The sequence below is a fragment of the Nonomuraea sp. NPDC050556 genome, assembly GCF_044457355.1.
In the GTDB taxonomy this organism is placed as follows: domain Bacteria; phylum Actinomycetota; class Actinomycetes; order Streptosporangiales; family Streptosporangiaceae; genus Nonomuraea.
In genome coordinates, this window is the sequence record NZ_JBITGU010000001.1 from 2,036,155 (window position 1) to 2,058,954 (window position 22,800).

The following is a 22,800-nucleotide window of genomic DNA, read 5'->3' on the forward strand; positions in this document are numbered from 1 at the left end:
ATCCGGAATCTATCGTGCGGCCTCGACGAGCGCCTCAACCAACGTGAGGTCGTCGCCGCGCTCGGGGTGCCACTGCACGCCGACGCCGAACCGGTGGCCCTGCAGCTCGATGCCCTCGACGATCTGGTCGTCGGCCCAGGCGACCGCCAGCAGCCCGCTGCCCAGGCGCTTGACCGACTGGTGGTGCGGGCAGGTGACCTCGAGGGTGTCGCCGACGGCCTTGCCGAGCTTGCTGGACACGCTCACCTGGATCTTGTGCGGACGGCCGGCCTCGTGGTGCCTGTCGTGGTCGACGACCTCGGGCAGCCACGGGATCAGCGTGCCGCCCTGGGCGACGTTGAGCACGTGCATGCCGCGGTCGACGGCCAGGATCGGCACGTCGGCCTGAACGGCCGCGCGGGCCAGGGCCAGTTCGAAGCGGTCGCGGTAGGGCTGGGGCTCCTCCACGCGGTCGTCCGGGTCGCCGCCGTAGGTGGCCGGGTCGAGCTCCACGCCACCGGCCAGCACCAGGCCGCCGAGCCCGCGCACGTAGTCGTCGACGCCGTGCAGGGACAGCGGCGGCAGCACCACGGGGGCGCCGCCCGCCCGTTCCACCGCCTTGGCGTATGACGGGGGTGACAGCACGGCCTCCCGCACCCAGGCGCCCCATCGGGCGGCTTCGAAGTAGGCGGTGATGCCGATCAAGGGTCGGGACATGCGGTCTCCAGGGGAATGCGACTCGCTGGCGGCAGCCACCCCCATCATGGCGCAGAGCTTTTCGGTTATGCCGCCCATCCGGCGTATCAGTGTTGTCACTTCACTGATTTCCCACCACCCCCCTCTGCCCCGTTTGGCACGTTTTGAGAGGTACGGCGGAGCATGGGCCACACGAGGCCCGCTCGCCCATCGCGCCACTCCAGGCCCACTGTGACCCGGCCATAACAGCGCCAGTTTCGCCGCTAATCCAAATGCGATTCATATTCACTTTTACTGTCCGTAATTGCCTCCCGCCGAATGCGGAAAATAACGTTACCGTTACGGATAGTTGTGGTTCGCACCGTATTGGGGTGAAACGGTTGTGACACCCGAGTGGTGGTGTAACACTCAATTTCGAGCGATCGGATGTGCCGGGGCCCGCCGACCGTTCATCACCCGGAGCCGTCAGGGAGGTGGAGCGACACGACCGGAATTACATTCCGGTCAATAGGTGGGGTTAAAGGTATATGTCGTTGAATCCGCGCCTGGTCAAGGAGAGCTTCTCCGTCGTGGAACCGGTGGCCGACAAGGCCGCCGCGTACTTCTACGGCAGGCTGTTCGCCGAGAGTCCGCATCTGAGGGGGATGTTCCCGCCATCCATGGACGTGCAGCGCGACCGCTTGTTCAGCGCGCTGACCCGCATCGTCTGGAGCCTGGACAGCCCGGACAGCCTGGCCTCCTATCTGGGCCAGCTGGGCCGGGACCACCGCAAGTACGGCGTCGTCGCCGAGCACTACACCGCGGTGGGGAACGCCCTGCTGGCCACCATCAAACGTTTCGCGCACGACATCTGGAACAACGAGATCGAGGCGGCGTGGGTGGCCGCCTACACCGCTGCCGCCAACCTCATGATCGAGGCGGCCGAGTCCGACGCGGGGGTCTCGCCCGCGTGGTGGCTGGCGGAGATCATCGACCATGAGCGGCGCACCGAGGACATCGCCGTCATCACCCTCAAACCAACCCAGCGCCTGCCGTACACCGCAGGCCAGTACATCAACGTGCAGACCGCGCGGTGGCCTCGGGTGTGGCGCACCTTCTCGATCGCCAACGCCCCGCGCCCGGACAACACCCTCCGCCTGCACGTCCGCGGGGTCCCCGGGGGTTGGGTCTCCACGACTCTCCTCCGCCACACCCGCATAGGCGACACGATCATGCTGGGACCACCGGTGGGGACGATGGTGCCGGAGGACCGCAGCAGCAGGGACGTGCTGTGCGTCGCCGGAGGAACCGGGCTGGCGCCCCTGAAGGCGATCGTGCAGCACATCATCGACTCGGGCAGGCGCCCGAACATCCACCTCTTGTACGGCGCACGAACCGCGGCCGAACTGTACGACTTACCCGACCTGATCAGGATGGAGTCGTCGTTCCCGTGGTTGCGCGTGCTGCCGGTGGTATCCGAGCAACCGTCGTATGACGGGATGCGAGGATATCTGCCGGAGGTGGTGGAACGGTTCCACTCGTGGGCCGAACACGAGGTCTACGTGTGCGGGCCTCCGTCGATGGTCAACGAGACGGTCCGCCGCCTGCAGATCAGCGGAGTCCCGCTGTCCCGCATCCACCGCGACATAGAACGCTGACCCCCTCAACACTCCTCGCCCTTGGTCCCGCTGAGGCCGGCCACCTCTGGCAGTGACCGTCCACACAGGCTCGCGGCATCAGGACCTACGGCGTCTGCGGAGCCCTGCAAACCACTCGCCAGCGGTGAGCGGCCCGTCATACCCGCATCGGGCATCGATCAGGACGGCGGGGTCATCGGACGGCTCGCCCGGCGAGGTGGGCGGTGGCACCGCCCACCTCGCAACCGCCGCGCAACCGTGGCGCACGATCCTCTCCCCGACCTTCACCACGCGAGAGGATCCGCGATGAACCTTCGTTCCCGCACGGCCGCGGTGCTGGGCGCCCTCACCATGGCCCTGACCGGCGCCGCGACGCCCAGCCAGGCGGCCGACTATCCGACCACCCACTTCCGGGTCACCATCAGCGACGGCGCGGACGAATGGCACTCCGGCGCCCAGGGGGCGTTCACCTGGTACAACCGCTCCGTCCTGGTGGACTGGTACATGTATCTCAAGAACGGCGAATGCGCCAGCGTGTCGTTCGTGGCGCTGAAGGCGGACGGCTCACGGATCACCTCGGGCGGCCGTGACGACTGCAACCAGTACACCTCCAACTGGTTCCAGCAGTCGGACATCAGCCTGAACGCCAGCTCGATCGTCGGCGGCGTCCGCCACATCATGGTGCTGGTCTACGACGTCAACCACAGGCGGGACGCGTGCATCGAGTACACCAGGCCGACCTTCAAGCCACGTCCGGCCTCCGCCCAGTGCAAGCTCTAGACGGGTAAGCACCAAGTCGACGAAGGGTGTCGAGGATCGAACGACCCCAACACCCTTCTCACCGCGCGGCGCCCCAAGAAGCCACAGGGGGACCAGGACCGCTAGTGAAAGGCCGCGGCGGTTTCGTCGTCGTTGGGCCAGAAGGTCTCGATGGCGAGCTCCGACACCGTCACATCCACCGGCGTCCCGAACGTGGCGATCGTCGTGAACATCGACAGCACCCGATCCCCGGCCCGGATCCGCAAAGGCAGCAAGATGTCCGCGGGCCCAGGCACGTGCGCGACGTTCAGCTCCACGCCCTCGTACACATAGGACGCCAGCTCATCGTGCAACTCCGTGAGCTCCCCGTCCCCCGACATCTCCGCCTGCCGCCGCAACCGGTGCAGCAGATGCGCCCGCACCTCAGCCAGGTTCACCAGCCGCCCACCCATGGCCTGCGGATGCAACGACAGCCGCATCACGTTGACAGGCTCCTTCAGCAGCTCGGCCGGAACCCCCTCCATGAACATCGCCGCAGCCGAGTTCGCCGCCACCAGGTTCCACGTCCGGTCGACGACCAGTGCCGGATACGGCTCATGCCCGGCGAGGATCTTGTCGAGCGCCTGCCGTACCACCTCCATCTCCGGCGCCCGCACCTCACGCTCGCGGAACACCGGCGCGAACCCAGCGGCCACCAGCAGCCGGTTCTGATGCCGCAACGGGATCTCCAGCTCCTCGGCCAGTTTCATGACCATCTCCCGGCTCGGCCGCGCCCGCCCCGTCTCCAGAAAACTGATATGACGGGATGACACGTCGGCCTCGATCGCCAGGTCGAGCTGGCTGACCCGGCGCCGTTGCCGCCACGATCGCAGCAGGTCACCGAAGGTCTCTTCTTGTACGGCTAGCGCTCCCATAACCGGCACGTTACCGACAAAAGGGAAGGCTCACGATTACCTGACAGGTAGTGGGACAACGTCCAGCCCAAATCCAGCACTCCCCAGAGATTGTCGGTACGGCGTGACACCATGACCCGCAAGGAAGGGAGCTAGACATGAGTGACGCGTTGCTCGCGATCGGCACCCGCAAGGGCCTGTTCCTCGCCCGCTCGAGCGGAGGCGGCCCCTTCACGGTCGAGCCGATCCAGTTCTCCACCGTCGGCGTCCCCTCGGTCGCCATCGACACCCGCGGCGCCACGCCCCGCCTCCTCGCCGGGATCGAGTACGGGCACTTCGGCCCCTCGGTCATGTACTCCGACGACCTCGGCGCATCCTGGCAGGAAGCCGACAAAGCGCCCATCGCCTTCCCCGAGGGCACCGGCGCCACCCTGGAGCGGGTCTGGCAGCTGACGCCCTCGCCCTCCGAGCCCGGCGTGGTCTGGGCCGGCGTCGAGCCCGGCGCGCTGTTCCGCTCAGAAGACGGCGGCGTCACCTACGCGCTGGTCGAAGGGCTCTGGGAGCATCCGCACCGGGCGCAGTGGCAGCCGGGCGGCGGCGGGCTGTGCCTGCACACGATCCTGCCGCACCCCACCGACCCCAAGATCATGGGCGTGGCCGTCTCCAGCGGCGGCTTCTACCGCACCACCGACGGCGGCGCCACCTGGCAGGCCGCCAACCAGGGCATCCGTGTGCCGTTCATGCCGGAGGGGCAGCAATACCCCGAGTTCGGGCAGTGTGTGCACAAGGTGGGCCTGCACCCGTCCGCGCCGTCCCGCCTGTTCCTGCAGCACCACTTCGGCGTCTACCGGAGCGACGACTTCGGCGGCACCTGGACCGACATCGGCTCCTCGCTGCCGTCCGACTTCGGCTTCGCGATCGTCGTGCACCCCCGCCAGCCGAACACGATCTACGTGCTGCCGCTCAACGCCGACATAGACCGCACTCCGGTCGAGCACCGCTACCGCGTCTTCCGCAGCACCGACGCCGGGGCGACGTGGCAGCCGCTCGGCGACGGCCTGCCCGAGCCGCCCGTCCACGGCAGCGTCCTGCGCGACGCGATGACCGCCTCGGAGGCGGGCCTGTTCTTCGGCACGAGAGACGGTTCTGTGTACGGCTCGCAGGACGACGGCGAGACGTGGGTGGAGGTGGCGCGGCACCTCCCGGACGTGCTGACCGTGCGCGCGGCCACGATGGACAGCTGACCCATGGCGAAGTCCGTCACGATGGTCGTGTTCGTCCTGCCGAGCACCTTGCGCCACTGGGTGAGCGGGCAGACGGAGGTCAAGGTCTTCGCCGTCGGCGCGGACCAGGACACCCCGCCCACCCTGGGCTCGGCGCTCGACACGCTCCGGCGTACGCACCCGTCGCTGGAGGGGCGGTTGCGCGACGACTACGGCCGGATCCGGCGGCACATCAGCATGTTCGTCTGCGGGGAGAACGCGCGCGGCATCGGCGGCCTCGACTGCGCCCTCCCCCCGGGCGCCGAGGTCTACGTCCTGCCCGCGCTCGCCTGACCTACCAGCGCAGGCGGTAGATCCTGAACATGTTCCGCCAGACGGGGATCGCGTCGCCGAGCTGGTAGAGCCGCCGGTAGAACCCGGCGGGCAGCTTGGCGTACCCGGCGCCGAACGACACCTGGTCCACGCAGGTCAGCCGCGGGTTCCACTGTTCGAACACGCGCCCGTCCCGCACGCCCCACCGGAACACCTTGATCAGCCGGGCCAGCCAGGGGGCGGAGACGTCGAAGATCATCTCTCCGGACGGGAAGCGCTCGGTCAGCCGCCGCAGCAGCGCCATGACCTCTGCTTCCGGCAGGTACGGCAGCAGCCCCTCGGCGACCACGAGCACGGGACGGTCTGCGGGGATCTGATCGAGCCAGTCCTGATCCGTCACCGACGTACCGATGAGGTGGTAGTCGCCAGAAGCCGGGTAGAGCTGGGCGCGCAGCGCGATGACCTCGGGCATGTCCACGTCGTACCACCGCACTCCGGGCGGCGGCTCCAGCCGCAGCGCCCGGCTGTCGAGCCCGCACCCCAGGTGCAGCACGGTCGCGGCGGGATGGCCCTCGAGGAAGGCGCGCGCCCACTCGTCGAACCGGGTGGCACGCAGCGCCACCAGGTACTGGTTGCTGGACGGCCGGACCCTCCTGTGCACCGCGGCGAAGTCGTAGTCGAGCTTCTCGACCGCCTCGGCGGCGTAGTGGTCGCGCAGGATGGACCGCTCGGAGCGGCTCTCCCAGGCGCGCAGGTAGAGGGTGCCGAACAACGTCCAGGAGACGTCGTCGGTGAGACCGGTCACGACGATCTTCATGAGCCGCTCCTGCGGTAGTCCTCCCATCGCTGGATGAGCGCTTCCGCGTCGGAGGCGACGAAGGCGAAGAACGCGTGGGTTTCTTCGAGCCTGGCCCGCTGCTCCGCCCGGTCCTCCCCGACGGCCGACAGCCCGAGCTCGATCGTTTCCAGGCCCAGCCGTACGCCGGAGGTCTGGGCGCGCAGCACCTGCGCCCAGCCGCCCGGGGTGATCCGGTAGCGGTGCTCGCGGTTGCCCGACGGGACCCGCTCGATCATCTCGGCCTGCTGGAGCAGCCTGGCGGTCGTGCTGATGGAGGCCTTGCTGACCTCCAGCGCGGCCGCCAGGCCGGTGATCGACTGGTGCGGCGGGTCGCAGATCATCAGCCAGCCGTACAACCGTCCCATCGTCCGCGGACCGCCGAGCCGCTCCATGAGCAGGCCCATGCGGTCGACGAACTCGCGCTCTCTGTCATCCATACGATGCCCAGTTCGTTAAGTACGTACTTAACGAACTGTACGTCTCAGGGCGCCACCCGTCCATTGGCGACGAACGCCGCGTGGGTGAGCGGCATGAGCTCCGCCCAGGCCGCCTCCATGCGCTCGGCGACCATCTCGATCTCCCGCTGCGGGAACGAGGGCACCTTGGCCTCCTCGTTCTTGGTCCGCAGGGACAGGAAGTGCATGAGCGCCCTGGCGTTGCAGGTGGCGTACATCGAGGAGAACAACCCCACGGGGAGTACGGCCCGCGCCACCTCACGCGCGATCCCCGCCTCCAGCATCGCCTGGTAGGCGCCGTAGGACTGTCGGTAGGACTCCGTCATCGCCTCGCCGACCAGCTTGTGCTGCTCGGGACTCCCGTCCACGAAGACGTAGCGCCCTGGCTTGCCCTCCTGCACCAGCTTCCGATCCTCGGCCGGAACGTAGAAAACCGGCTGAAGCTCCCTATATCGCCCGCTTTCCTCGTTATAAGACCATCCGGCTCTATGGCGGTGGAATTCGCGGAAGACGAAGATGGGGGCGCTGACGAAGAAGGTCATTGAGTTGTGCTCGAACGGGCTGCCGTGCCGGTCGCGCATCAGGTAGTTGATCAGCCCCTGGGAGCGGCCCGGGTCCTTGCCGACCTCCTCCAGCGACTGCTCGCCCGCCGTCGACACGCGCGCCGCCCACAGCACGTCCGTGTCTGAGGCGCTGTGCTTGACCAACTCGACCGTGACCTCACCGCGAAAGTCCATGGTCAGACCTTCCTCCACCCGGGCACCCACGCGCCGTCGACGACCTCGTAGTCGCCGAACAGCGCCGGGGCCTCGGCGCGCATGAGCTCGCCGATGCGCTGGAAGAGCATCCTGATCTCCTCCTCCGCGCCGACGGCCGTGCGCGCCTCGATGGTGTGCCTGAGGGTGCGGACGTTGGCGGTCCACACCAGGCCGGTGGCCACGCCCTCGGGGGCGAAGCGCCGCATGAAGGACGTGCGGTGCTTCTTCTCGGCGAACGGCACGCCGTCCTCGTCCAGCCCGAAGTGGCCGGCCATCCAGCCCTGGAACTCCTCCAGCTGGGTCAGCACGGCGGTGGCCCGCTTCATCAGCTCGGCGTCCTCCTGCGCCCAGTCGGGGAACCAGAACGGCAGTTCGGCCAGCCGTACGAAGCGCAGCGACTCCTGGGAGATGGCCACGCCCGGGCGGTGCCGTACCAGCTCGTGGGTGAGCACGCGGCTCACGTTGTGCAGGACGAAGCTGAAGTTGAGGTGCTCCAGGACGGATCCGTGCGCGCTGGACAGGATGTTGCGCAGGTAGTCGGTCTGGTCCTCGCGGATGCGGGTGACGTTGGGGTTGAGCCCGGGTTCGAAGGAGCGGTAGCACAGGCGTCCGGCGAACTCGGCGAGGTTCTGGGCGTCCAGGTCGCCGCGATCGAGCCGCTCCAGCCAGCTCTCGCCGCCGACCTCGCCCAGATAGGCGGCGAGCTCGTCGTAGTCGAGCTCGGGACGGGCGACAAGGAAGACTTCCGGTTCGACTGCGCGCATGGCTGACCCCCGACTAGGCGATGTGATGGGGTCAAGCAAACCAGGTAGCGGAGCCGTATGCGACCTGGCTTGCCATCACTTGATGCTTCAACTTTTTGCGGGTACGCTCCGGCCCACAACAACTTGAAGGGTCAAGCAATGAACGTCGTCCTCTGGGTCCTGCAGATCCTGCTCGCCCTCCTCTTCCTTGCCGCGGGCGTCGCCAAGTCCACGATGCCCAAGGACCGGCTGCAGCCGCGCCTGCCGTACGTCGAGGACTTCAGCCAGGGGCAGATGCGCGCCATCGGCGTGGTCGAGCTGCTCGCCGCGATCGGCCTCGTGCTCCCCTGGGCCACCGGCATCGCGCCGGTGCTCACCCCGCTGGCCGCCGCGGGCCTGGCCGTGACCATGGTGCTCGCCGCCGCGGTGCACCGCAGGCGCAAAGAGCCCATGACGGTTAATCTGGTACTGCTGGCGATGACGGTCATCGTCGCGGTGGGACGCTTCTGACGGCGGAGGTCCGCTTGCTCGACTGCGAGGAACAGCGCGCGTGGCAGGGCCTGCTGGCACTCATGCTGGTCGGCATTCCTCGGCTCGAGCGCACCTTCAAGGCGCACGGACTGGTCCACATCGAGTACGGCCTGCTGAACGCGCTGTGCCAGGCGCCACGGAGGCTCAGCGAGCTGGCCTCGGCGTCCAACGTCTCCATCAGCAGGCTGAGCCACCGCATGAGCAAGCTCGTCGACCGAGGTTATGTACGGCTGCGCCCCGACGAGTGCGACGGCCGGGTCACCTTCGCCGAGATCACCGAGGCGGGCCGCGAGGTGGTCGACGCGATCGCCCCCGACCACGCCAGGGCGCTGCGCGAGATCCTCTTCGACCACCTCACGCCCGAGCAGGTCGCCGCGCTCGCCGACAGCATGCAGGCCGTCGGCGAGAAGCTGGGCGCCTGCATGGACGACGGCCGCTCAGGTGACGTCGCGCCTGATCGTCGTCATTGACGCGACGGCGGCGAACACCAGCGCGTACCCGGCCAGCACCAGCGCCCCCGCCCACGCGGGCAGCAGCCGCGACGCGCCGAACCCGACGTCGATCGTGGCCAGCAGGGAGTTGGCCGCGCCGCCCGGCGTCCACTTGCCGACCGGCTGCAGCGGCGGGATCGCGGTGAGCAGCGCCTCCACGATGAACACCCAGCCGACGGCGGCCAGGATCGCGCCGATCTGGTTGCGGATGAGCGCGCCGAGCCCGATGCCGAACAGCGTGTAGAGAGCCAGCGCGGCGGGGACGGCGCCGGTGGCGCGCAGCACGTAGGGGTCGGTGAAGGCGAACGAGCCGCCGGACAGCTGCACCGCCGGGATCACCGCGAGCGCCGTGAGCAGCATGACCGCGATCCCGAACAGCAGCCCGACCAGCACCCCTGCGCCGAGCTTGGCCGCGACCACCCGCTCGCGCCTGGGCGTGGTGAGGAACGTCGTGGTGATCGTCTGGTAGCGGTACTCCGAGGTCATCATGACGATGCCGAGGATCATCGGGAAGATCGCGCCGCTCAGCCCCGAGCCCCAGATGACGCGCTGGAAGTCGAGGCTGTCGCGGCTGGGCAGCGCCGGGCCGCCGCCCTGGCCGGCCTGCCCCGCGAAGGCGATGAAGACGCCCAGCGACAGGCCCGCGTAGGCGAGCATGGACAGCATCATGACCCACCACAGGCGGGTGGTGAACAGCTTCTGCAGTTCCGCGCGCACGAGCCGCATCACGACCCCTCCCCCGTGAGCTCCAGGAAGACGCGTTGCAGGTCGGAGCGCTCCTGGACGAGCTCGGTGAGCACGACGCGCTCCTCCAGGACGATCTCGCCGATCCGCTCGGCCGGCAGGCCGCTGACGCGCAGCAGGCCGTCCTGGGTGGGCAGCAGGACGCCTCCCGCGGCTTCCAGGGCGGGGGCGAGCACGTCCGGCGTCGCCGTACGGACCCGTATGGGAGCGTCGCCGTCGCCGTCGGTCAGCTCGCGCAGGCTGCCCTGGCGGATCATGCGGCCCCTGGCGATGATCACTACGTTGTCGACGGTCTGCTCGACCTCGGACAAGACGTGGCTGGAGACCAGTACGGCCGCGCCCATCTCGTGGGCGAGGTGGCGCAGGAAGCCGCGCAGCCACTGGATGCCGGCGGGGTCGAGGCCGTTGGCGGGTTCGTCGAGGATGAAGACCTTGGGGTGGCCGATCAGTGCGGTGGCCAGGGCGAGGCGCTGGCGCATGCCGAGGGAGAAGCCGAGGACCCGCTTGTCCATGACGTCGTTGAGGCCGACCTGCTCCAGCGCCTCGGCGGCGCGCTCCGGCGGGAGTCCTGCGGCGGTGCAGAGGACCTTGAGGTGGTTGAGCGCGGTGCGTCCCGGGTGGAAGTTGGTGGCTTCCAGGACGGCGCCCACTTCGGACAGGGGGTGGACGAGGTCGGCGTAGCGTTTGCCGTTGACCAGCGCGGTGCCGTGATCGGCCCGCACGAGGCCGAGCAGGCAGCGCAGGGTGGTGGTCTTGCCTGCGCCGTTGGGGCCCAGGTAGCCGGTGATGGTGCCGGCTTCCACGGTGAACGACACGTCGTCGACGGCCCGGACGGGACCGAACGACTTGAAGAGGCCACGAATCTCGATCGCACTCATCGTGCGGCGATTATGCACCGATTTATCGGCACTTGTCTTCGGAGTAGCGCACTGGCCTTCAGCGCTTGGCGTTTCGGGGTTGAAGCATCCTTTCGACGATGTTGGTGTGACTACCATGTGGGCCATGGACTCCGGACGGCGTCTCCTCGTCGCGATGCTGGTGCTGTTCGTGTTCGACGTGATCGGCGGCCTGCTCGCCGTCGTCTCGGGCGTTGCCACGTGGGGTGTGGCGTGGGGCTTCGACACCAGGTTCACCGTGCCGCTGCCGGTCGCGGCGGTGCAGCTCGGCCTGGCCTGGCTGGCCGCCCGTGATGTACGGCCCCGCATCAGCCTGGCCGCGGCCGTCGTCCTCGGCGTGTTCTGCCTGATCAGCCTGCTGTTCGGGATGTTCGACGGCGACCTCACCCAGAAGGTCGCGTCGTCCGGCTACCCAGGCGGGATGACCTGGGGGATCGTCCTGCTGGCGGCGACCGCCGTCGTCAGCGTGCTCGCCTTCGCCCGGGCGAGGCGGCTGTACCAGCTCCGCTGACGTCAGTCCGCCCGCCCCCAGATGCCCAGCATGTCCTTGCCCGGGCGGAAGCCGTACGCCTCCGCCATGTGCGCCGCCTCCTTGAACCCTCGGGCCACGGCCGACGGCGTGTGCGCGTCGCTCCCGAACGTCACCGCCTGCCCGCCCTCCTCCCGCCACCAGCGCAGGATGGTCGAGTGCAGCGGCAGGCGCGTGTTGATCTCCAGAGCCCTGCCGGACTCCGCCGTCACCTGGAGCGCGTGCCGGAACTCCTCCTCGAACTCCAGCAGATCGAACGGCCCGGCCTGGTCGGTCGGCCAGTACCGGATCGGATAGTCGATGTGCGCGAGTACGGTGAACACCCCGCTCCGCTCCACCAGCCGGGGAATCTCCGCCAGGTAGTCACGCATGACCTCCGCCGCGGGCCGCCGCGCGAACTGCTCCGGAGGCTCGGCGAACCCGCCACCCCCGATCGGAAGGCAGTGCAGCGACCCGATCAGCCGATCGAACGACCCGGCCCGGAGCAGCTTCGCGATCTCCTCGGCGTGCCAGTGCGGCTCCCCCAGCTCCATACCGCTGAGAATCCGCAACTCCGGGAAGCGCTCCCGGCACTTCTCGACCGCCTCCAGGTAACCGGCCACGTCGAACCGCGGCGGCGTCAGCTCGCCATCCGGCGAGCACAAGGTCGCCAGATGCTCATCCGGTTGCAGCGCATCAGGATCGACCGTCCACACGGTGTGATCGACATGCTCCGTGAAGGCGATCGCAGGCAGGCCGAGTTCCACCGCCTTCTCGCAGGTGCGCTCCATGGAGCCCAGCGGCGCATCCCAGGACCACTCGCTGTGCACGTGACTGTCCCCGGGCAACATCACAAATCCCACCCCTCGCCGCTCGGAAGATCACCGCAAGCGTACTGAGCGGCCACGAGGGCGAGTTGCCGGGCGACGGCGTCCGTCGCCGCGGGCCTCTTCCTCGTCGGGCCGTAGCGGCATGGCGAACCTCATCCGCACGGACGGAAACTGCCGGAGGTCGCCAGCCCCAGCAGGACCAAGGGCGGGTCGGTGGGCGGGCGGGTGGGGTTAGAGGCGGTAGACGCGGCGGGCGTTGCCGGAGCCGACCATGTGGGCGATGCGGGCGGCGTCGGTCACGCTCCACTCGCCCTCGGTCACACGGTCCATCAACGCCTTCGCCAGGCCTCGGCGGTAATACAAGGCGCCCAGGTGGCAGGTCTCCGCTACGGCGTAGCAGTCTGAGCTGAACATCTGTTTGTGGAATGGGACCAGTTCCAGAAGTTCGCTCATCACCGTTGCGGATCCGGCTGCTGTATAAGTCATGGCCAGGCCCACGTCCACGTAGACGTGGGGGAAGACGTTCGCCAGATACGCGGCCTGGCGGTGGAACGGGTAGCAATGCAGGAGGATCACCGGCACGCCCATGGGCTGCAGCGCGCGGATGAACGACGTCATCTGGGTGGGATCGGCGCGGTGCAGGTCCAGGTCCGGGTCACCGTACCCGCAGTGGAACTGCACCGGCAGCCCCCGCTCCCGGGCCACGTCCACCGCCGTCCACAGCAGGTGGCGCAGCAGGATCGAGTCCGTAAGACGCCCCTTGGGGTCCGACAGGCGGCGGTTGGCGGCTGCGATCACTGAACCCCGGCTCGGTCTGGCAGGGTCGAAGTCCAGCCCGCACCGGTACGCGATGATCGACTTGAGGCCCACCGCGCGGGACGCCCGCGAGGAGAGCTCCTCCCCCAGGCTGTCCATGTAGTCGACGGCGACCGAGGCCAGCTCGGCCACGTCCTGCTCGATCTGCTCGATGCGGACGATCTCGTCGGCCGCCGCCCCGCCGTGCCGCCCCATCTCGGCGGCAGTCAGCAGCGAAGGCTCCTCCAAGCCGGTGTCGACGAGGAACGCCACGACGCCCGCCGCCTCCAGCAACCGCCTGTTCACCTCCCCCGCCCCGAGCTCCTCGCGCCGCGCCAGGTAGACGGCGGGCGCGACGTGCGGTTCGAGGTCGAGGACCGGCGCGCACCACCGGCGGATGGCGGCGCCGATCGGGGTGTCGAAGTGCGTGGTGCCGGGCGGCGCCGGCGCGGTGCCCTCGGTGATGGCCAGCTCGAACTGGGCCCTGGACAGGTCGTCTCGGCGCACCCCGTGGCAGTGGTGGTCGACGAGAGGCGCGAGCAGGGCGTCACGCAGCGCATCGGGAAGGTCTACGGGGAGCATGCGCCGACTCTAAGCGCTCGCTCCCCGCGATGCCCGCCCTTTGGCACCTTTAGGCTGGTCGGGTCAGCCTCAGCACGTTGGCGATGATCTTCGCGCCGGCGTCGCCCTCGGCCGTCAGGATCGACTCGGGGTGAAACTGCACGGCGTAGCGCCGGTTGGCGACGTCCTCGATCGCCATGACGTTCCCGTCCGGCGTGAAGGCCACCGGAGTGAACCCGACGACCCCCGCCTCCTTGGCGTGCACCGAGTGGTAGCGCGCCGCGGTGAACTCGGCGGGCAGCCCCTCCAGCAGCGCGCTGTCGAGCCGCTGCGCCACCTGCCCGCGCTTGCCGTGCTCGGGGTGTCCCAGCTCCAGGGTGCCACCCCCGTGCTCGACCAGCGCCTGCAGCCCAAGGCACACCCCGAACACCGGCAGGTTCCGCGCGTAGATCTCGTCGATGAGCGCCGCCATCCCGAAGTCGGACGGCCAGCCCGGCCCCGGCGACAGCACGACCAGATCCGGCGCGATGGAGTCGATCATCGTGTACGGAAAACCGTGCCTGAGCGTCGTGACGGTGGCGCCCTGCTGGCGGAAGTAGTCGGCGAGGGTGTTGACGAAGGAGTCCTCGTGGTCGACGAGCAGCACGGTCATGCCGAGCCCCGGCTGCTCCTTCTCGGCGGGAGCCGCCACGGCGGAAGGCGTGTTGACCGCGGCCAGCGCGCCCAGCAGGGCGCTGGCCTTGAGCTCGGTCTCCAGCTCCTCGGAGACCGGGTCGGAGTCGTACAGCAGCGTCGCCCCGGCCCGCACCGTGGCCACGCCGTCCTTGATCTGCGCCGTACGCAGGGTGAGCCCGGTGTTCATGGACCCGTCGAAGCCGATGAACCCGATGGCTCCGCCGTACCAGCGACGGGTGGTCGCCTCGTGGTCCTCGATGAACTGCATCGCCCACGTCTTGGGCGCGCCCGTGACGGTGACGGCCCACATGTGGGTGAGGAAGGCGTCGAGCGCGTCGAACCCGGGGAGCAGCCGTCCCTCGATGTGGTCGACGGTGTGGATCAGGCGCGAGTAGAGCTCGATCTGGCGGCGGCCGATGACCTTGACCGAGCCGGGGACGCAGACGCGCGACTTGTCGTTGCGGTCGACGTCGGTGCACATGGTCAGCTCGGACTCCTCCTTGGTGGAGGAGAGCAGCGTGCGGATGGCCTCGGCGTCCTCGACGGGGTTGTTGCCGCGGGCGATGGTGCCGGAGATAGGGCAGGTCTCGACGCGGTCGCCGGTGACCCTGACGTACATCTCGGGCGAGGCGCCGACGAGGTGCTCGCCGTCGCCGAGGCTGATGATGAACTCGTAGGGCGCCGGGTTGGTCAGGCGCAGGCTGCGGTAGAACCCGGACGGGTCGGTGCAGGCGGCGTGGAAGACCTGGCCGGGGACGACCTCGAACAGGTCGCCGCGCTTGAACTTCTCCTTGGCGGCCGCGACGACGGTCGCGTAGGTCCCCTTTTCGGGATTTGCGGGGATATTTCCAGGTATGACCTGCGGGGTCGACGAGCCGACGCGCGGCAGACCGCGGGTCGAAGCGCCGTCCACGGTGAACTCGTAGCGGATCTCCACGCTCGTCTCACGCTGCCGGTCGATCACCACGAGCCGGTCGGGCAGGTGCAGCACCAGGTCGCGCTGGTCGTCCGGGCGCACGAGCTCCTGCCGGATCGGCTCGAACTGGAAGGCCAGGTCGTAGCCGAACGACCCGTACAGCCCCAGGTTCGGGTCGTCGCCCTTGAACGCGGCGATGACCTCGCGGATCGCGGTGAACACCGTGGGACGGCGGCTGCGCATCTCCTCGGGGACGAGCTCCTCCGACGCCGCGACGTACACCTCGACGAAGGTGTCGGTCGGCTCGGAGACCGGCTTGCCCGCCGCCAGCAGGCAGGAGGCGATGGCGGGCAGCACGACGCGGCCGCGGTCGTTGAGCGCGGTCGCCGAGATCTTGCGCCCCCTGGCGACCAGTTCGATGCAGGGGTCGACGTAGCCGAACGCCCATCGGCTGTAGCGGCCCGGGTAGTCCATGCCCGACGAGAACGCGCCGCCGCGCCGTTCACCGAGCGCGGTCACGATCTCCTCGAGCGCCGCCTCCGGCACCTCGCGCACTTCTCGCTCGACGCCAACGCCCCCGGCGGTGGTATATCCGCTCGTCTCCACTGATGCTGCCCCTTGTCACCTGATGACCCCGGGGCGGAAACAGGAATGGCCGCCTTCCGGGGCGGCCTTCCGTCTGAGGAATGCGAATAACGCGCCGCCTAGAAGCGGCGCCACCACTGAAGCTGCAAGCGGATTCGCATGGCGCTCAGACTAGCACGGTCGGGACAAAGCCCGTAGCTTTCCTGATCATGGCCTGGCGTCCCCTCTCCGTGATCGTCGTCGTGCTCGTGCTCGTCCTGCTGGTGGTCAGCCCCATGTACGGCTACCACCGCGACGAGCTGTACTTCCGGCTGCTGGCCGACCATCCCGCCTGGGGGTACGTCGACCAGCCCCCGCTCACCCCCATGGTGGCCAGGGCCGCGATCGCGCTGTTCGGCGACACGCTGACCGCGATCCGGGTGCCCGCCGCGCTGATGGCGGCGGCGTTCACGGTGCTGGTCACGATGATCTGCAGGGAGCTGGGCGGCGGCAGGTACGCGCAGATCCTGGCCGCTGCCGGGACGGCCACGGGCGTGTTCACGCTGATCGCCGGGCACGTGCTGCTGACGCTCAGCGCCGACCTGCCGTTGTGGGCGGCGGCGATCCTGTTCGTCCTGCGCGCGCTGCTGCGCGGCGACGGCCGGTGGTGGCTGGCGGCCGGCGCGGTGATCGGGCTGGCCACCTACAACAAGCACCTGATCGCGCTGCTGGTCATCGGGCTGGCTGCGGGGCTGCTCGCGGCCGGGCCGCGGGCGGTGCTGCGCAGCCCGTGGCTGTGGGCGGGAGCGGCGCTCGCGGTGGCGCTCGCCGTACCCAACCTGGTCTATCAGGTCACCCACGACTGGCCGCAGCTGAAGATGGCGGCGGCGCTCAGCGAGAACAAGGGCGGCGAGTTCCGCATCCTGTTCGTCCCGATGCAGCTGGTGTTGTTCGGGCCGGTGGTGGCGGTGATCGCGTGGTTCGGGTTCCTGCGGATGTGGCGTGACCGGCGGGTGCGGGCGCTGGCCGTCGCCTATCCGGTGGCCGCGGCGCTCACGCTGATCAGCGGCGGGCGCTTCGACTACACGGCCGGGCTGCTGGCGATGTTGTTCGCGGCGGGGTGCGTGAGCGTGGCCGAGTCGTGGCAGCCGCGCACGGCCGCCGTGGCGCTGGGGATCAACGGGGTGATCGGCGCGCTGGTCGCGCTCCCCCTGCTCCCGGTCCAGGCCGTGGCCGCGACGCCGATCCCGCAGATGAACGAGGTGGTGCGCGAGTCGATCGGCTGGCCGAGCTTCGCCGAGCGCGTCTCGGCCGTGCTGAAGAAGGCTCCGCAGGGCTCGATCGTGCTCACCGGCAGTTACGGCGAGGCCGGCGCGCTCGACCTGGCCGGGCTGCCCGGCGTCTACAGCGGCCAGAACCAGCTCTTCGAGTACGGCCCGCCGCCCGAGACCGCCACGAGCGCCGTCGCTGTCAAACTTCCCAAGGCCGGACTGGAGAGATTTTTCACCTCCTGCACCGAGATGGCGAGGACCGACAACGGGCTCGACGTCGACAACGAGTTCCAGGACCTGCCCATCTTCGTCTGCACCGGGCTCAAGGGGTCGTGGCGGCAGATGTGGCCGCACTTCCAGCACTACGACTGATTTCCCGATTGACTCTTGCCAACTTACCTTTGTCGATTCACAGTTCGACTCATGTCAGTAAAGATCACCCCCCTCATCTGTCTCGTTGCCGTCTTAAGCCTCTTAGCCCCCTCGGGGGTCGCCCTGGCGGCCCCCGAACCCGGCAAGATTGACAAGGCCGTGCAGTCCAGCCTCGACACCCAGGACAAAGCCACCTTCTGGGTCAAGCTGAAGGGCCAGGCCAGCCTCGCCGCCGCGCGCAGCGCCACGACGAAGACGGAGAAGTCCAGGCAGGTCTACAAGGCCAAGACCGAGTTCGCCGCCACCTCGCAGGCCAACCTCCGCAAGCTGCTCACCTCGCAGAACGCCGAGTTCACCCCGTTCTGGCTGGTCAACGCCGTCAAGGTGACGGCGGACGCCAAGCTGGCCGCCGAGATCGCCCAGTTGCCGGAGGTCGAGGCCATCGACCCGGTCCGCACCGTCAAGGTGCCCGACCCGGTCAAGGGCAAGGTCGAGGCGCAGGTCAACGCGGTCGAGTGGAACATCGACCGGGTCGGCGCGCCGCGCGTGTGGAGCGAGCTCGGCACCCGCGGCGAGGGCATCGTCGTCGCGCACATCGACACCGGCGCCCAATTCGACCACCCCGAGCTGGCGGCCGCCTACCGCGGCAAGAACGCCGACGGCAGCGTGGACCACAACTACAACTGGTTCGACCCCGCCCACGTCTGCCCGAGTCCGGTGCCGTGTGACAACAACGGGCACGGCACCCACACCATGGGCACGATGGTGGGCGCCAACGGCATCGGCGTCGCCCCCGGCGCCAAGTGGATCGCCGCCAAGGGCTGCGAGGTCAACACCTGCACCGACGCCTCGCTGCTGGCCGCGGGCCAGTGGGTGGTGGCGCCCACCGACCTGAACGGCGCCAACCCGCGCCCCGACCTCGCCCCCGACATCGTGAGCAACTCCTGGGGCGGCGCCGGATACGACGACTGGTACAAGCCGACGGTCACGGCGTGGATCGCGGCGGGCATCTTCCCGGTCTTCGCCAACGGCAACGAGGGCCCGGCCTGCAACACCAGCAGCTCCCCCGGCCAGTACACGATGAGCTACAGCGTGGGCGGCTTCGACGTCAACAACGTCCTGTACAACCGCTCCAGCAAGGGCGCGGGCGAGGGCGGCGAGATCAAGCCGAACATCGCGGCCCCGGCTGTGAACGTTCGCTCCAGCGTGCCCGGCGGCGGCTACGACAGCTACACCGGCACCTCGATGGCCACCCCGCACGTGGCGGCGACCGTGGCGCTCATCTGGTCGGCCTCGCCGCGCCTGCAGGGCAACATCGACGCCACCAGGCCGCTGCTCGACACCACCGCGATCGACGTCAACGACACCAGTTGCGGCGGCACGGCGACTGACAACAACGTGTGGGGCGAGGGCAGGCTCGACGCCTTCGCCGCCGTCACGGCCTCGCCGCGCGAGGGCCTCGGCGAGCTCAGGGGTACGGTCACCGCTGGCGGAGCGCCGGTGGGCGGCGCCAGGATCGCGGTCACCGGCCCGCTCAGCCGCAGCGTGACCACGGCCCAGGACGGCACCTACACCCTGCCCCGCCTGCTGCCCGGCGACTACCAGGTCACCGCGGCCAAGTTCGGCTACGAGCAGGGCACGGCCACCGCGACGGTCGTGGCCGACCAGAGCGCGACCGCCGACGTCACCATGACCAAGCTCCCCTCCGGCGTGGTCTCCGGTACGGTCACCACAGCGGGAACCCCGGAGCCTGGCGCCACGGTCGAGGCGGTGGGCACGCAGGTCAGCGCGGTCACCGACGCCTCCGGCCGCTACCAGCTGACCCTGCCCAACGGCGACTACCAGCTCAAGGTCACCCCGCGCTCGCGCTGCTCGTCCGGCACCACCGTGCCGATCACGGTGTCCGGCGACCTGACCAAGGACGTGGAGCTGCCGCTGCGCGGCGACAACTTCGGCTACACCTGCAAGAGCGGGGCAGAGCCGTACGCAGCAGGCACCGAGAAGCTGGCGCTGACCGGCGACGACGAGGCCCTGCAGGTCACGCTGCCGTTCCAGATCCCGTTCTACGGCACGGGCCAGAACAAGGCGTGGATCAGCACCAACGGGTTCGTGACCTTCGCCACCGAGCGGGTCGTCACCGGCAGCAACGGCACCCTGCCCACCTCGGGCACGCCCAACAATGCGGTCTACCCCTACTGGGACGACCTCAAGGTGGACGCCGACTCCGGCGTCTACACCGCCGTGACCGGCACCTCTCCGCACCGCCAGTACGTGGTGGAGTGGCGCAACGTCACCTTCTACTCCGACGCCACGCAGCGGGTCTCCTTCTCCGCGCTGCTGGGCGAGGACGGCTCGATCGGCTACCGCTACAAGGACATCGAGAGCGAGCGCGACCAGGGCTCCAGCGCCACGATCGGCGTCGAGAACGCCAACGGCACCGACGCCCTGCAGTACTCGGCCAACGAGGCGGCCATCTCCAACGGCCAGAGCCTGACCATCACGGCCAGCCGCCACGGCCTGGTGACCGGTACGGTCACCGACGCCAACGACGGCAAGCCGCTGGCCGGGGCGAGCGTGAAGGTGGGCGACGCGGCCACCCTCACCACCGCCGAGGACGGCACGTTCTACGGGCAGGTGCTGGCAGGCGACTACACGGTGACGGTGTCGAAGGAGCACTACGGCACCTTCAGCAAGGACGTGACCATCGCGCCCGGCTCGGTGACCAGGATCGACACCGCGCTGATCACCGGCGCGGTGAGCGCGTCGGTGGGCGAGTTGGTCGTGGTCATGCCCGCGGGGGCCAGCAGGTCGCGGACGGTGGAGCTGACGAACCTCGGCTCGACCGCCACCTACACCGCGACGCCGGACTCCGCCTGGATCACGGTCGCCCCGACCAGCGGCGAGCTGGCCAAGGGCGCCAAGGCGACGCTGAAGGTCACCGTGTCCAGCGCGGGGCTGCAGCCGGGCAGCGTGCAGAACGGCAAGCTCGTCATCAAGTCGAACAGCGGGCGGCAGCCGGTGCTGGAGGTGAAGGTCAGCGTCGTGGTGCCCAGGCACCAGGTCGCCATCGACGTGGGCGCCACCAAGACGCTGGTCGACACCGACGGCGACGCTTGGACGACGGACAAGAAGTACACGGCGGGTGGGTACGGGTACGTGGCGACGTCCACGAACACGCACACCGCCACCAAGCCGATCACGGGCACGCCGGATCCGGCGCTGTTCAGGACGGCTCGGGAGAACATGCTGGAGTACCGGTTCGACGCGGTGCCGAACGGGACGTACACGGTGGAGCTCGGGTTCGCCGAGACCAGGAAGACGCAGATGGGGCGCAGGGTCTTCGACGTGCTCGTCGAGGGTCAGCTCGCCATTCCTGCGCTGGACCTGGCGTTGGAGGCGGGGCTTTACACGGCGGTTTCCCGGCAGTACACGGTGAAGGTCACCGACGGGCAGCTCAACGTACGGTTCGCCGAGCGTAAGGGCGACACGATCGTCAACGCCATCCGCATCTCGGAACGCCCCGACAAACCCTGACACCCAAGTGGCTCCCAGGGCCTGACCACCCTGGGAGCCACCCCTCCGAAGGGTGACCCTCCCTTGAGGGGGTGACCCTTCAGAGGGGTGTCCCTTAAGGGCTGGTTTTTGAGCCGTCCAGCGGGCTGAGGTCGGGGCGCTTGGCCACCACGCCATCCCCCGACGACGTGCCGTTGATCCGCCGCGCGATCCACGGCCGCAAATACGTGCGCGCCCACCGCAGGTCCTCGCGCCGCGCGTCCGTCCACGGCTGTGGCCGCATGGGCGGGTACGGCGAGCGCCAGTCCTCGGCGACCGGCACCCCCAGGGTCTCCGCCGCCGCCAGCGCCACCCGCCGGTGCCCGTCGGAGTTCAGGTGCAGCCGGTCCTCATCCCACGCGCGCCGGTCCCGCAGCACCCGCATCGGCCACAGGTCCACCAGCACGCACGAGTGCCGCCGCGCGATGTCGTGGATCAGCAGGTTGTAGACCTCGATCTTGCTGTGCGCGAGCCGCATGACCGGCACCCTGCGCAGGTCGAACCCGGTGAACAACATCACCCGGGCCCCACTCTCCGCCAGCGCCGCCACCCCCTCCTCCAGCTTCCCGGCCACGATCTCCGGCCCGGCGCTGGGCCGCAGGATGTCGTTGCCCCCGGCGCACAGCGACACCAGGTCGGCCCCCGCAGCGGCCGCCACCGGCACCTGCTCGGCCACGATCTCGGCGATGAGCTTGCCGCGGACCGCGAGGTTGGCGTACCGCAGTCCCGGCTGGTCAGCCTCGATGTGCTCGGCGAGGCGGTCGGCCCAGCCGCGGAAGCCCACGGCCGCGGGGTCTTCGAGTCCCTCGGTAAAACTGTCCCCCAGGGCGATGTACGAGGTGATTCGTCCCATGACCGGATAGTTTGCCATAACCAATCCGTTCCAGCGGAGCCCACGAAGTAGGGGGGATGCAGCACTCACCCGAGGAGTAATCATGCGAAAGACCCTCGCCGTCGGCTTCCTGGCCGCCTGCGCCACAGGCCTGGTCGCCACGAGCCTGGTCGCCACCCCAGCGAGCGCCCACAGGGACGACGGCCCCCGCGTCGTCGGCCTCACCGCCGACAACACCCTGGTCACCTTCTCCGCCGCCTCCCCAGGCTCCACCGCCAGGATCGGCAGGATCACCGGGCTCAAGGGCGACACCAAGGTCGTCGGCATCGACTTCCGCGTCCAGGACCGCTCGCTGTACGCCGTGGGCGACAAGGGCGGCGTCTACACCCTGAGCGGCCGGGCCAAGGCCACCAAGGTCTCCCAGCTCACCGTCGCCCTCCAGGGCACGAGCTTCGGCGTCGACTTCAACCCGGCGGCCAACCGGCTGCGCGTCATCAGCGACACCGGCCAGAACCTGCGCCACAACCTGGACGACGCCATGGGCGCGCCCGCCGCGGGCACGACGGCCACCGACGGCACGCTCACCAACCCGCCCGTCCCCCCGGCCACGACCGGGCTGACCGCGCTCGGCGTCACCGGCGCCGCCTACACCAACAACGACCTGAGCCCGGCGACGGCGACCACCCTGTTCGACGTCGACACCACCGCCGACCAGGTCTCCGTCCAGTCCCCCGCCAACGCGGGCACCCTGGCCCCCACCGGCAAGCTGGGCATCGACGCGGGCCCGGTGGCCGGTTTCGACATCTCCAGCAAGGTCCGCGGCGGCGTCACCGTCGCCAACACCGCCTACGCCGCACTGAACGGCCGGTTCTACTCGGTCGACGTCCTGACCGGCCAGGCTTCCCTCATTGGAACGTTCCGCGTCCCGGTGACGGACATAGCCGTCACGCTCGGCTGACTTCCGCCCCGGCAACCGCCCATGTTACTCAT

Annotated in this window: 22 protein-coding genes; 10 read left to right on the forward strand and 12 right to left on the reverse strand. The window is 69.2% G+C overall.

Annotated features, from left to right (window positions below; translation table 11 throughout):
• Positions 1–9: 9 nt before the first annotated feature.
• Positions 10–696: a gamma-glutamyl-gamma-aminobutyrate hydrolase family protein gene (locus tag ACIBG8_RS10195; protein ID WP_397342310.1), complete on the reverse strand. Its 687-nt coding sequence runs from the start codon at positions 694–696 to the stop codon at positions 10–12.
• 506 nt (positions 697–1,202) lie between these two features.
• On the opposite strand from ACIBG8_RS10195, the gene ACIBG8_RS10200 reads away from it, so the two are divergent.
• Positions 1,203–2,312 (forward strand): globin domain-containing protein, encoded by a 1,110-nt coding sequence (locus tag ACIBG8_RS10200; protein ID WP_397342311.1) that lies wholly within the window; start codon positions 1,203–1,205, stop codon positions 2,310–2,312.
• Between the two features lie 285 nt (positions 2,313–2,597).
• Positions 2,598–3,071, forward strand: coding sequence for a hypothetical protein (locus ACIBG8_RS10205; RefSeq protein WP_397342312.1), 474 nt, complete (start codon positions 2,598–2,600; stop codon positions 3,069–3,071).
• A 101-nt stretch (positions 3,072–3,172) separates the two neighbouring features.
• Here the strand turns inward: ACIBG8_RS10205 and ACIBG8_RS10210 are convergent, their stop codons facing one another.
• Complete coding sequence (locus tag ACIBG8_RS10210; protein ID WP_397342313.1) at positions 3,173–3,964, reverse strand: helix-turn-helix domain-containing protein; 792 nt, start codon at positions 3,962–3,964, stop codon at positions 3,173–3,175.
• Between the two features lie 137 nt (positions 3,965–4,101).
• On the opposite strand from ACIBG8_RS10210, the gene ACIBG8_RS10215 reads away from it, so the two are divergent.
• Positions 4,102–5,187, forward strand: coding sequence for a WD40/YVTN/BNR-like repeat-containing protein (locus tag ACIBG8_RS10215; protein ID WP_397342314.1), 1,086 nt, complete (start codon positions 4,102–4,104; stop codon positions 5,185–5,187).
• 3 nt (positions 5,188–5,190) lie between these two features.
• Entirely contained in the window at positions 5,191–5,499 is a 309-nt protein-coding gene (locus ACIBG8_RS10220) for a hypothetical protein (protein ID WP_397342316.1), read from the forward strand.
• A gap of 1 nt (position 5,500) precedes the next feature.
• Here the strand turns inward: ACIBG8_RS10220 and ACIBG8_RS10225 are convergent, their stop codons facing one another.
• Genes ACIBG8_RS10225 through thyX (ACIBG8_RS10240) form a run of 4 tightly spaced genes read right to left on the reverse strand, consistent with a single transcriptional unit; the run spans position 5,501 to position 8,293 of the window.
• Positions 5,501–6,295 (reverse strand): class I SAM-dependent methyltransferase, encoded by a 795-nt coding sequence (locus tag ACIBG8_RS10225; protein ID WP_397342317.1) that lies wholly within the window; start codon positions 6,293–6,295, stop codon positions 5,501–5,503.
• Positions 6,292–6,753, reverse strand: a complete 462-nt coding sequence (locus tag ACIBG8_RS10230; RefSeq protein ID WP_397342318.1) for a GbsR/MarR family transcriptional regulator — start codon at positions 6,751–6,753, stop codon at positions 6,292–6,294. Before ACIBG8_RS10230 ends, ACIBG8_RS10225 begins: the two co-directional genes overlap by 4 nt.
• 44 nt (positions 6,754–6,797) lie before the next feature.
• A complete protein-coding gene (gene thyX / locus ACIBG8_RS10235; RefSeq protein ID WP_397342319.1) occupies positions 6,798–7,508 on the reverse strand; it encodes an FAD-dependent thymidylate synthase in 711 nt (236 codons plus the stop codon).
• A 2-nt stretch (positions 7,509–7,510) separates the two neighbouring features.
• The gene (gene thyX / locus ACIBG8_RS10240; RefSeq protein WP_397342321.1) at positions 7,511–8,293 is read right to left on the reverse strand and encodes an FAD-dependent thymidylate synthase; all 783 of its coding nucleotides are present in this window, start codon (positions 8,291–8,293) and stop codon (positions 7,511–7,513) included.
• Between the two features lie 138 nt (positions 8,294–8,431).
• On the opposite strand from thyX (ACIBG8_RS10240), the gene ACIBG8_RS10245 reads away from it, so the two are divergent.
• Both ACIBG8_RS10245 and ACIBG8_RS10250 read left to right on the forward strand, forming a co-directional pair.
• Entirely contained in the window at positions 8,432–8,782 is a 351-nt protein-coding gene (locus tag ACIBG8_RS10245; protein ID WP_397342322.1) for a DoxX family protein, read from the forward strand.
• Between the two features lie 14 nt (positions 8,783–8,796).
• A complete protein-coding gene (locus tag ACIBG8_RS10250; protein ID WP_397342323.1) occupies positions 8,797–9,273 on the forward strand; it encodes a MarR family winged helix-turn-helix transcriptional regulator in 477 nt (158 codons plus the stop codon).
• On the opposite strand, the gene ACIBG8_RS10255 is transcribed toward ACIBG8_RS10250, so the two are convergent.
• Complete coding sequence (locus ACIBG8_RS10255; protein WP_397343921.1) at positions 9,241–10,020, reverse strand: ABC transporter permease; 780 nt, start codon at positions 10,018–10,020, stop codon at positions 9,241–9,243. The two genes, ACIBG8_RS10250 and ACIBG8_RS10255, sit on opposite strands and share 33 nt — an antisense overlap.
• Positions 10,020–10,916: an ABC transporter ATP-binding protein gene (locus ACIBG8_RS10260; RefSeq protein WP_397342324.1), complete on the reverse strand. Its 897-nt coding sequence runs from the start codon at positions 10,914–10,916 to the stop codon at positions 10,020–10,022. The genes ACIBG8_RS10255 and ACIBG8_RS10260 overlap by 1 nt, the downstream gene beginning before the upstream one ends.
• Before the next feature lie 124 nt (positions 10,917–11,040).
• Between ACIBG8_RS10260 and ACIBG8_RS10265 the strand changes: the two genes are divergently transcribed.
• Positions 11,041–11,445, forward strand: a complete 405-nt coding sequence (locus tag ACIBG8_RS10265) for a hypothetical protein (RefSeq protein WP_397342325.1) — start codon at positions 11,041–11,043, stop codon at positions 11,443–11,445.
• A 2-nt stretch (positions 11,446–11,447) separates the two neighbouring features.
• Here the strand turns inward: ACIBG8_RS10265 and ACIBG8_RS10270 are convergent, their stop codons facing one another.
• From ACIBG8_RS10270 to ACIBG8_RS10280, 3 genes are all read right to left on the reverse strand, one after another.
• On the reverse strand, positions 11,448–12,272 hold the full coding sequence (locus ACIBG8_RS10270; protein WP_397342326.1) for a PHP domain-containing protein: 825 nt from the start codon (positions 12,270–12,272) through the stop codon (positions 11,448–11,450).
• Positions 12,273–12,503: 231 nt separating this feature from the next.
• Entirely contained in the window at positions 12,504–13,649 is a 1,146-nt protein-coding gene (locus tag ACIBG8_RS10275; RefSeq protein WP_397342327.1) for an amidohydrolase family protein, read from the reverse strand.
• Positions 13,650–13,698: 49 nt separating this feature from the next.
• Entirely contained in the window at positions 13,699–15,825 is a 2,127-nt protein-coding gene (locus tag ACIBG8_RS10280) for an anthranilate synthase component I (RefSeq protein ID WP_397342328.1), read from the reverse strand.
• A gap of 188 nt (positions 15,826–16,013) precedes the next feature.
• Here ACIBG8_RS10280 and ACIBG8_RS10285 point away from each other — a divergent pair, with 188 nt between their 5' ends.
• Both ACIBG8_RS10285 and ACIBG8_RS10290 read left to right on the forward strand, forming a co-directional pair.
• Positions 16,014–17,426 carry a glycosyltransferase family 39 protein gene (locus ACIBG8_RS10285; protein ID WP_397342329.1) on the forward strand — a complete coding sequence of 471 codons (1,413 nt, stop codon included), beginning with the start codon at positions 16,014–16,016 and terminating at the stop codon, positions 17,424–17,426.
• A 159-nt stretch (positions 17,427–17,585) separates the two neighbouring features.
• A complete protein-coding gene (locus ACIBG8_RS10290) occupies positions 17,586–20,960 on the forward strand; it encodes a S8 family serine peptidase (RefSeq protein WP_397342330.1) in 3,375 nt (1,124 codons plus the stop codon).
• A gap of 94 nt (positions 20,961–21,054) precedes the next feature.
• Here the strand turns inward: ACIBG8_RS10290 and ACIBG8_RS10295 are convergent, their stop codons facing one another.
• Positions 21,055–21,831, reverse strand: a complete 777-nt coding sequence (locus tag ACIBG8_RS10295; RefSeq protein WP_397342331.1) for an SGNH/GDSL hydrolase family protein — start codon at positions 21,829–21,831, stop codon at positions 21,055–21,057.
• A gap of 82 nt (positions 21,832–21,913) precedes the next feature.
• Here ACIBG8_RS10295 and ACIBG8_RS10300 point away from each other — a divergent pair, with 82 nt between their 5' ends.
• Complete coding sequence (locus ACIBG8_RS10300; protein ID WP_397342332.1) at positions 21,914–22,768, forward strand: DUF4394 domain-containing protein; 855 nt, start codon at positions 21,914–21,916, stop codon at positions 22,766–22,768.
• The last annotated feature ends 32 nt before the right edge of the window (positions 22,769–22,800 follow it).

Excerpts from the sequence above, each read along its gene's own strand:
- ACIBG8_RS10195 (WP_397342310.1), bottom strand. The coding sequence starts at position 696 with ATGTCCCGACCCTTGATCGGCATCACCGCCTACTTCGAAGCCGCCCGA.
- ACIBG8_RS10200 (WP_397342311.1), top strand. The coding sequence starts at position 1,203 with ATGTCGTTGAATCCGCGCCTGGTCAAGGAGAGCTTCTCCGTCGTGGAA.
- ACIBG8_RS10205 (WP_397342312.1), top strand. The coding sequence starts at position 2,598 with ATGAACCTTCGTTCCCGCACGGCCGCGGTGCTGGGCGCCCTCACCATG.
- ACIBG8_RS10210 (WP_397342313.1), bottom strand. The coding sequence starts at position 3,964 with ATGGGAGCGCTAGCCGTACAAGAAGAGACCTTCGGTGACCTGCTGCGA.
- ACIBG8_RS10215 (WP_397342314.1), top strand. The coding sequence starts at position 4,102 with ATGAGTGACGCGTTGCTCGCGATCGGCACCCGCAAGGGCCTGTTCCTC.
- ACIBG8_RS10220 (WP_397342316.1), top strand. The coding sequence starts at position 5,191 with ATGGCGAAGTCCGTCACGATGGTCGTGTTCGTCCTGCCGAGCACCTTG.
- ACIBG8_RS10225 (WP_397342317.1), bottom strand. The coding sequence starts at position 6,295 with ATGAAGATCGTCGTGACCGGTCTCACCGACGACGTCTCCTGGACGTTG.
- ACIBG8_RS10230 (WP_397342318.1), bottom strand. The coding sequence starts at position 6,753 with ATGGATGACAGAGAGCGCGAGTTCGTCGACCGCATGGGCCTGCTCATG.
- thyX (WP_397342319.1), bottom strand. The coding sequence starts at position 7,508 with ATGGACTTTCGCGGTGAGGTCACGGTCGAGTTGGTCAAGCACAGCGCC.
- thyX (WP_397342321.1), bottom strand. The coding sequence starts at position 8,293 with ATGCGCGCAGTCGAACCGGAAGTCTTCCTTGTCGCCCGTCCCGAGCTC.
- ACIBG8_RS10245 (WP_397342322.1), top strand. The coding sequence starts at position 8,432 with ATGAACGTCGTCCTCTGGGTCCTGCAGATCCTGCTCGCCCTCCTCTTC.
- ACIBG8_RS10255 (WP_397343921.1), bottom strand. The coding sequence starts at position 10,020 with ATGCGGCTCGTGCGCGCGGAACTGCAGAAGCTGTTCACCACCCGCCTG.
- ACIBG8_RS10260 (WP_397342324.1), bottom strand. The coding sequence starts at position 10,916 with ATGAGTGCGATCGAGATTCGTGGCCTCTTCAAGTCGTTCGGTCCCGTC.
- ACIBG8_RS10265 (WP_397342325.1), top strand. The coding sequence starts at position 11,041 with ATGGACTCCGGACGGCGTCTCCTCGTCGCGATGCTGGTGCTGTTCGTG.
- ACIBG8_RS10275 (WP_397342327.1), bottom strand. The coding sequence starts at position 13,649 with ATGCTCCCCGTAGACCTTCCCGATGCGCTGCGTGACGCCCTGCTCGCG.
- ACIBG8_RS10285 (WP_397342329.1), top strand. The coding sequence starts at position 16,014 with ATGGCCTGGCGTCCCCTCTCCGTGATCGTCGTCGTGCTCGTGCTCGTC.
- ACIBG8_RS10295 (WP_397342331.1), bottom strand. The coding sequence starts at position 21,831 with ATGGGACGAATCACCTCGTACATCGCCCTGGGGGACAGTTTTACCGAG.
- ACIBG8_RS10300 (WP_397342332.1), top strand. The coding sequence starts at position 21,914 with ATGCGAAAGACCCTCGCCGTCGGCTTCCTGGCCGCCTGCGCCACAGGC.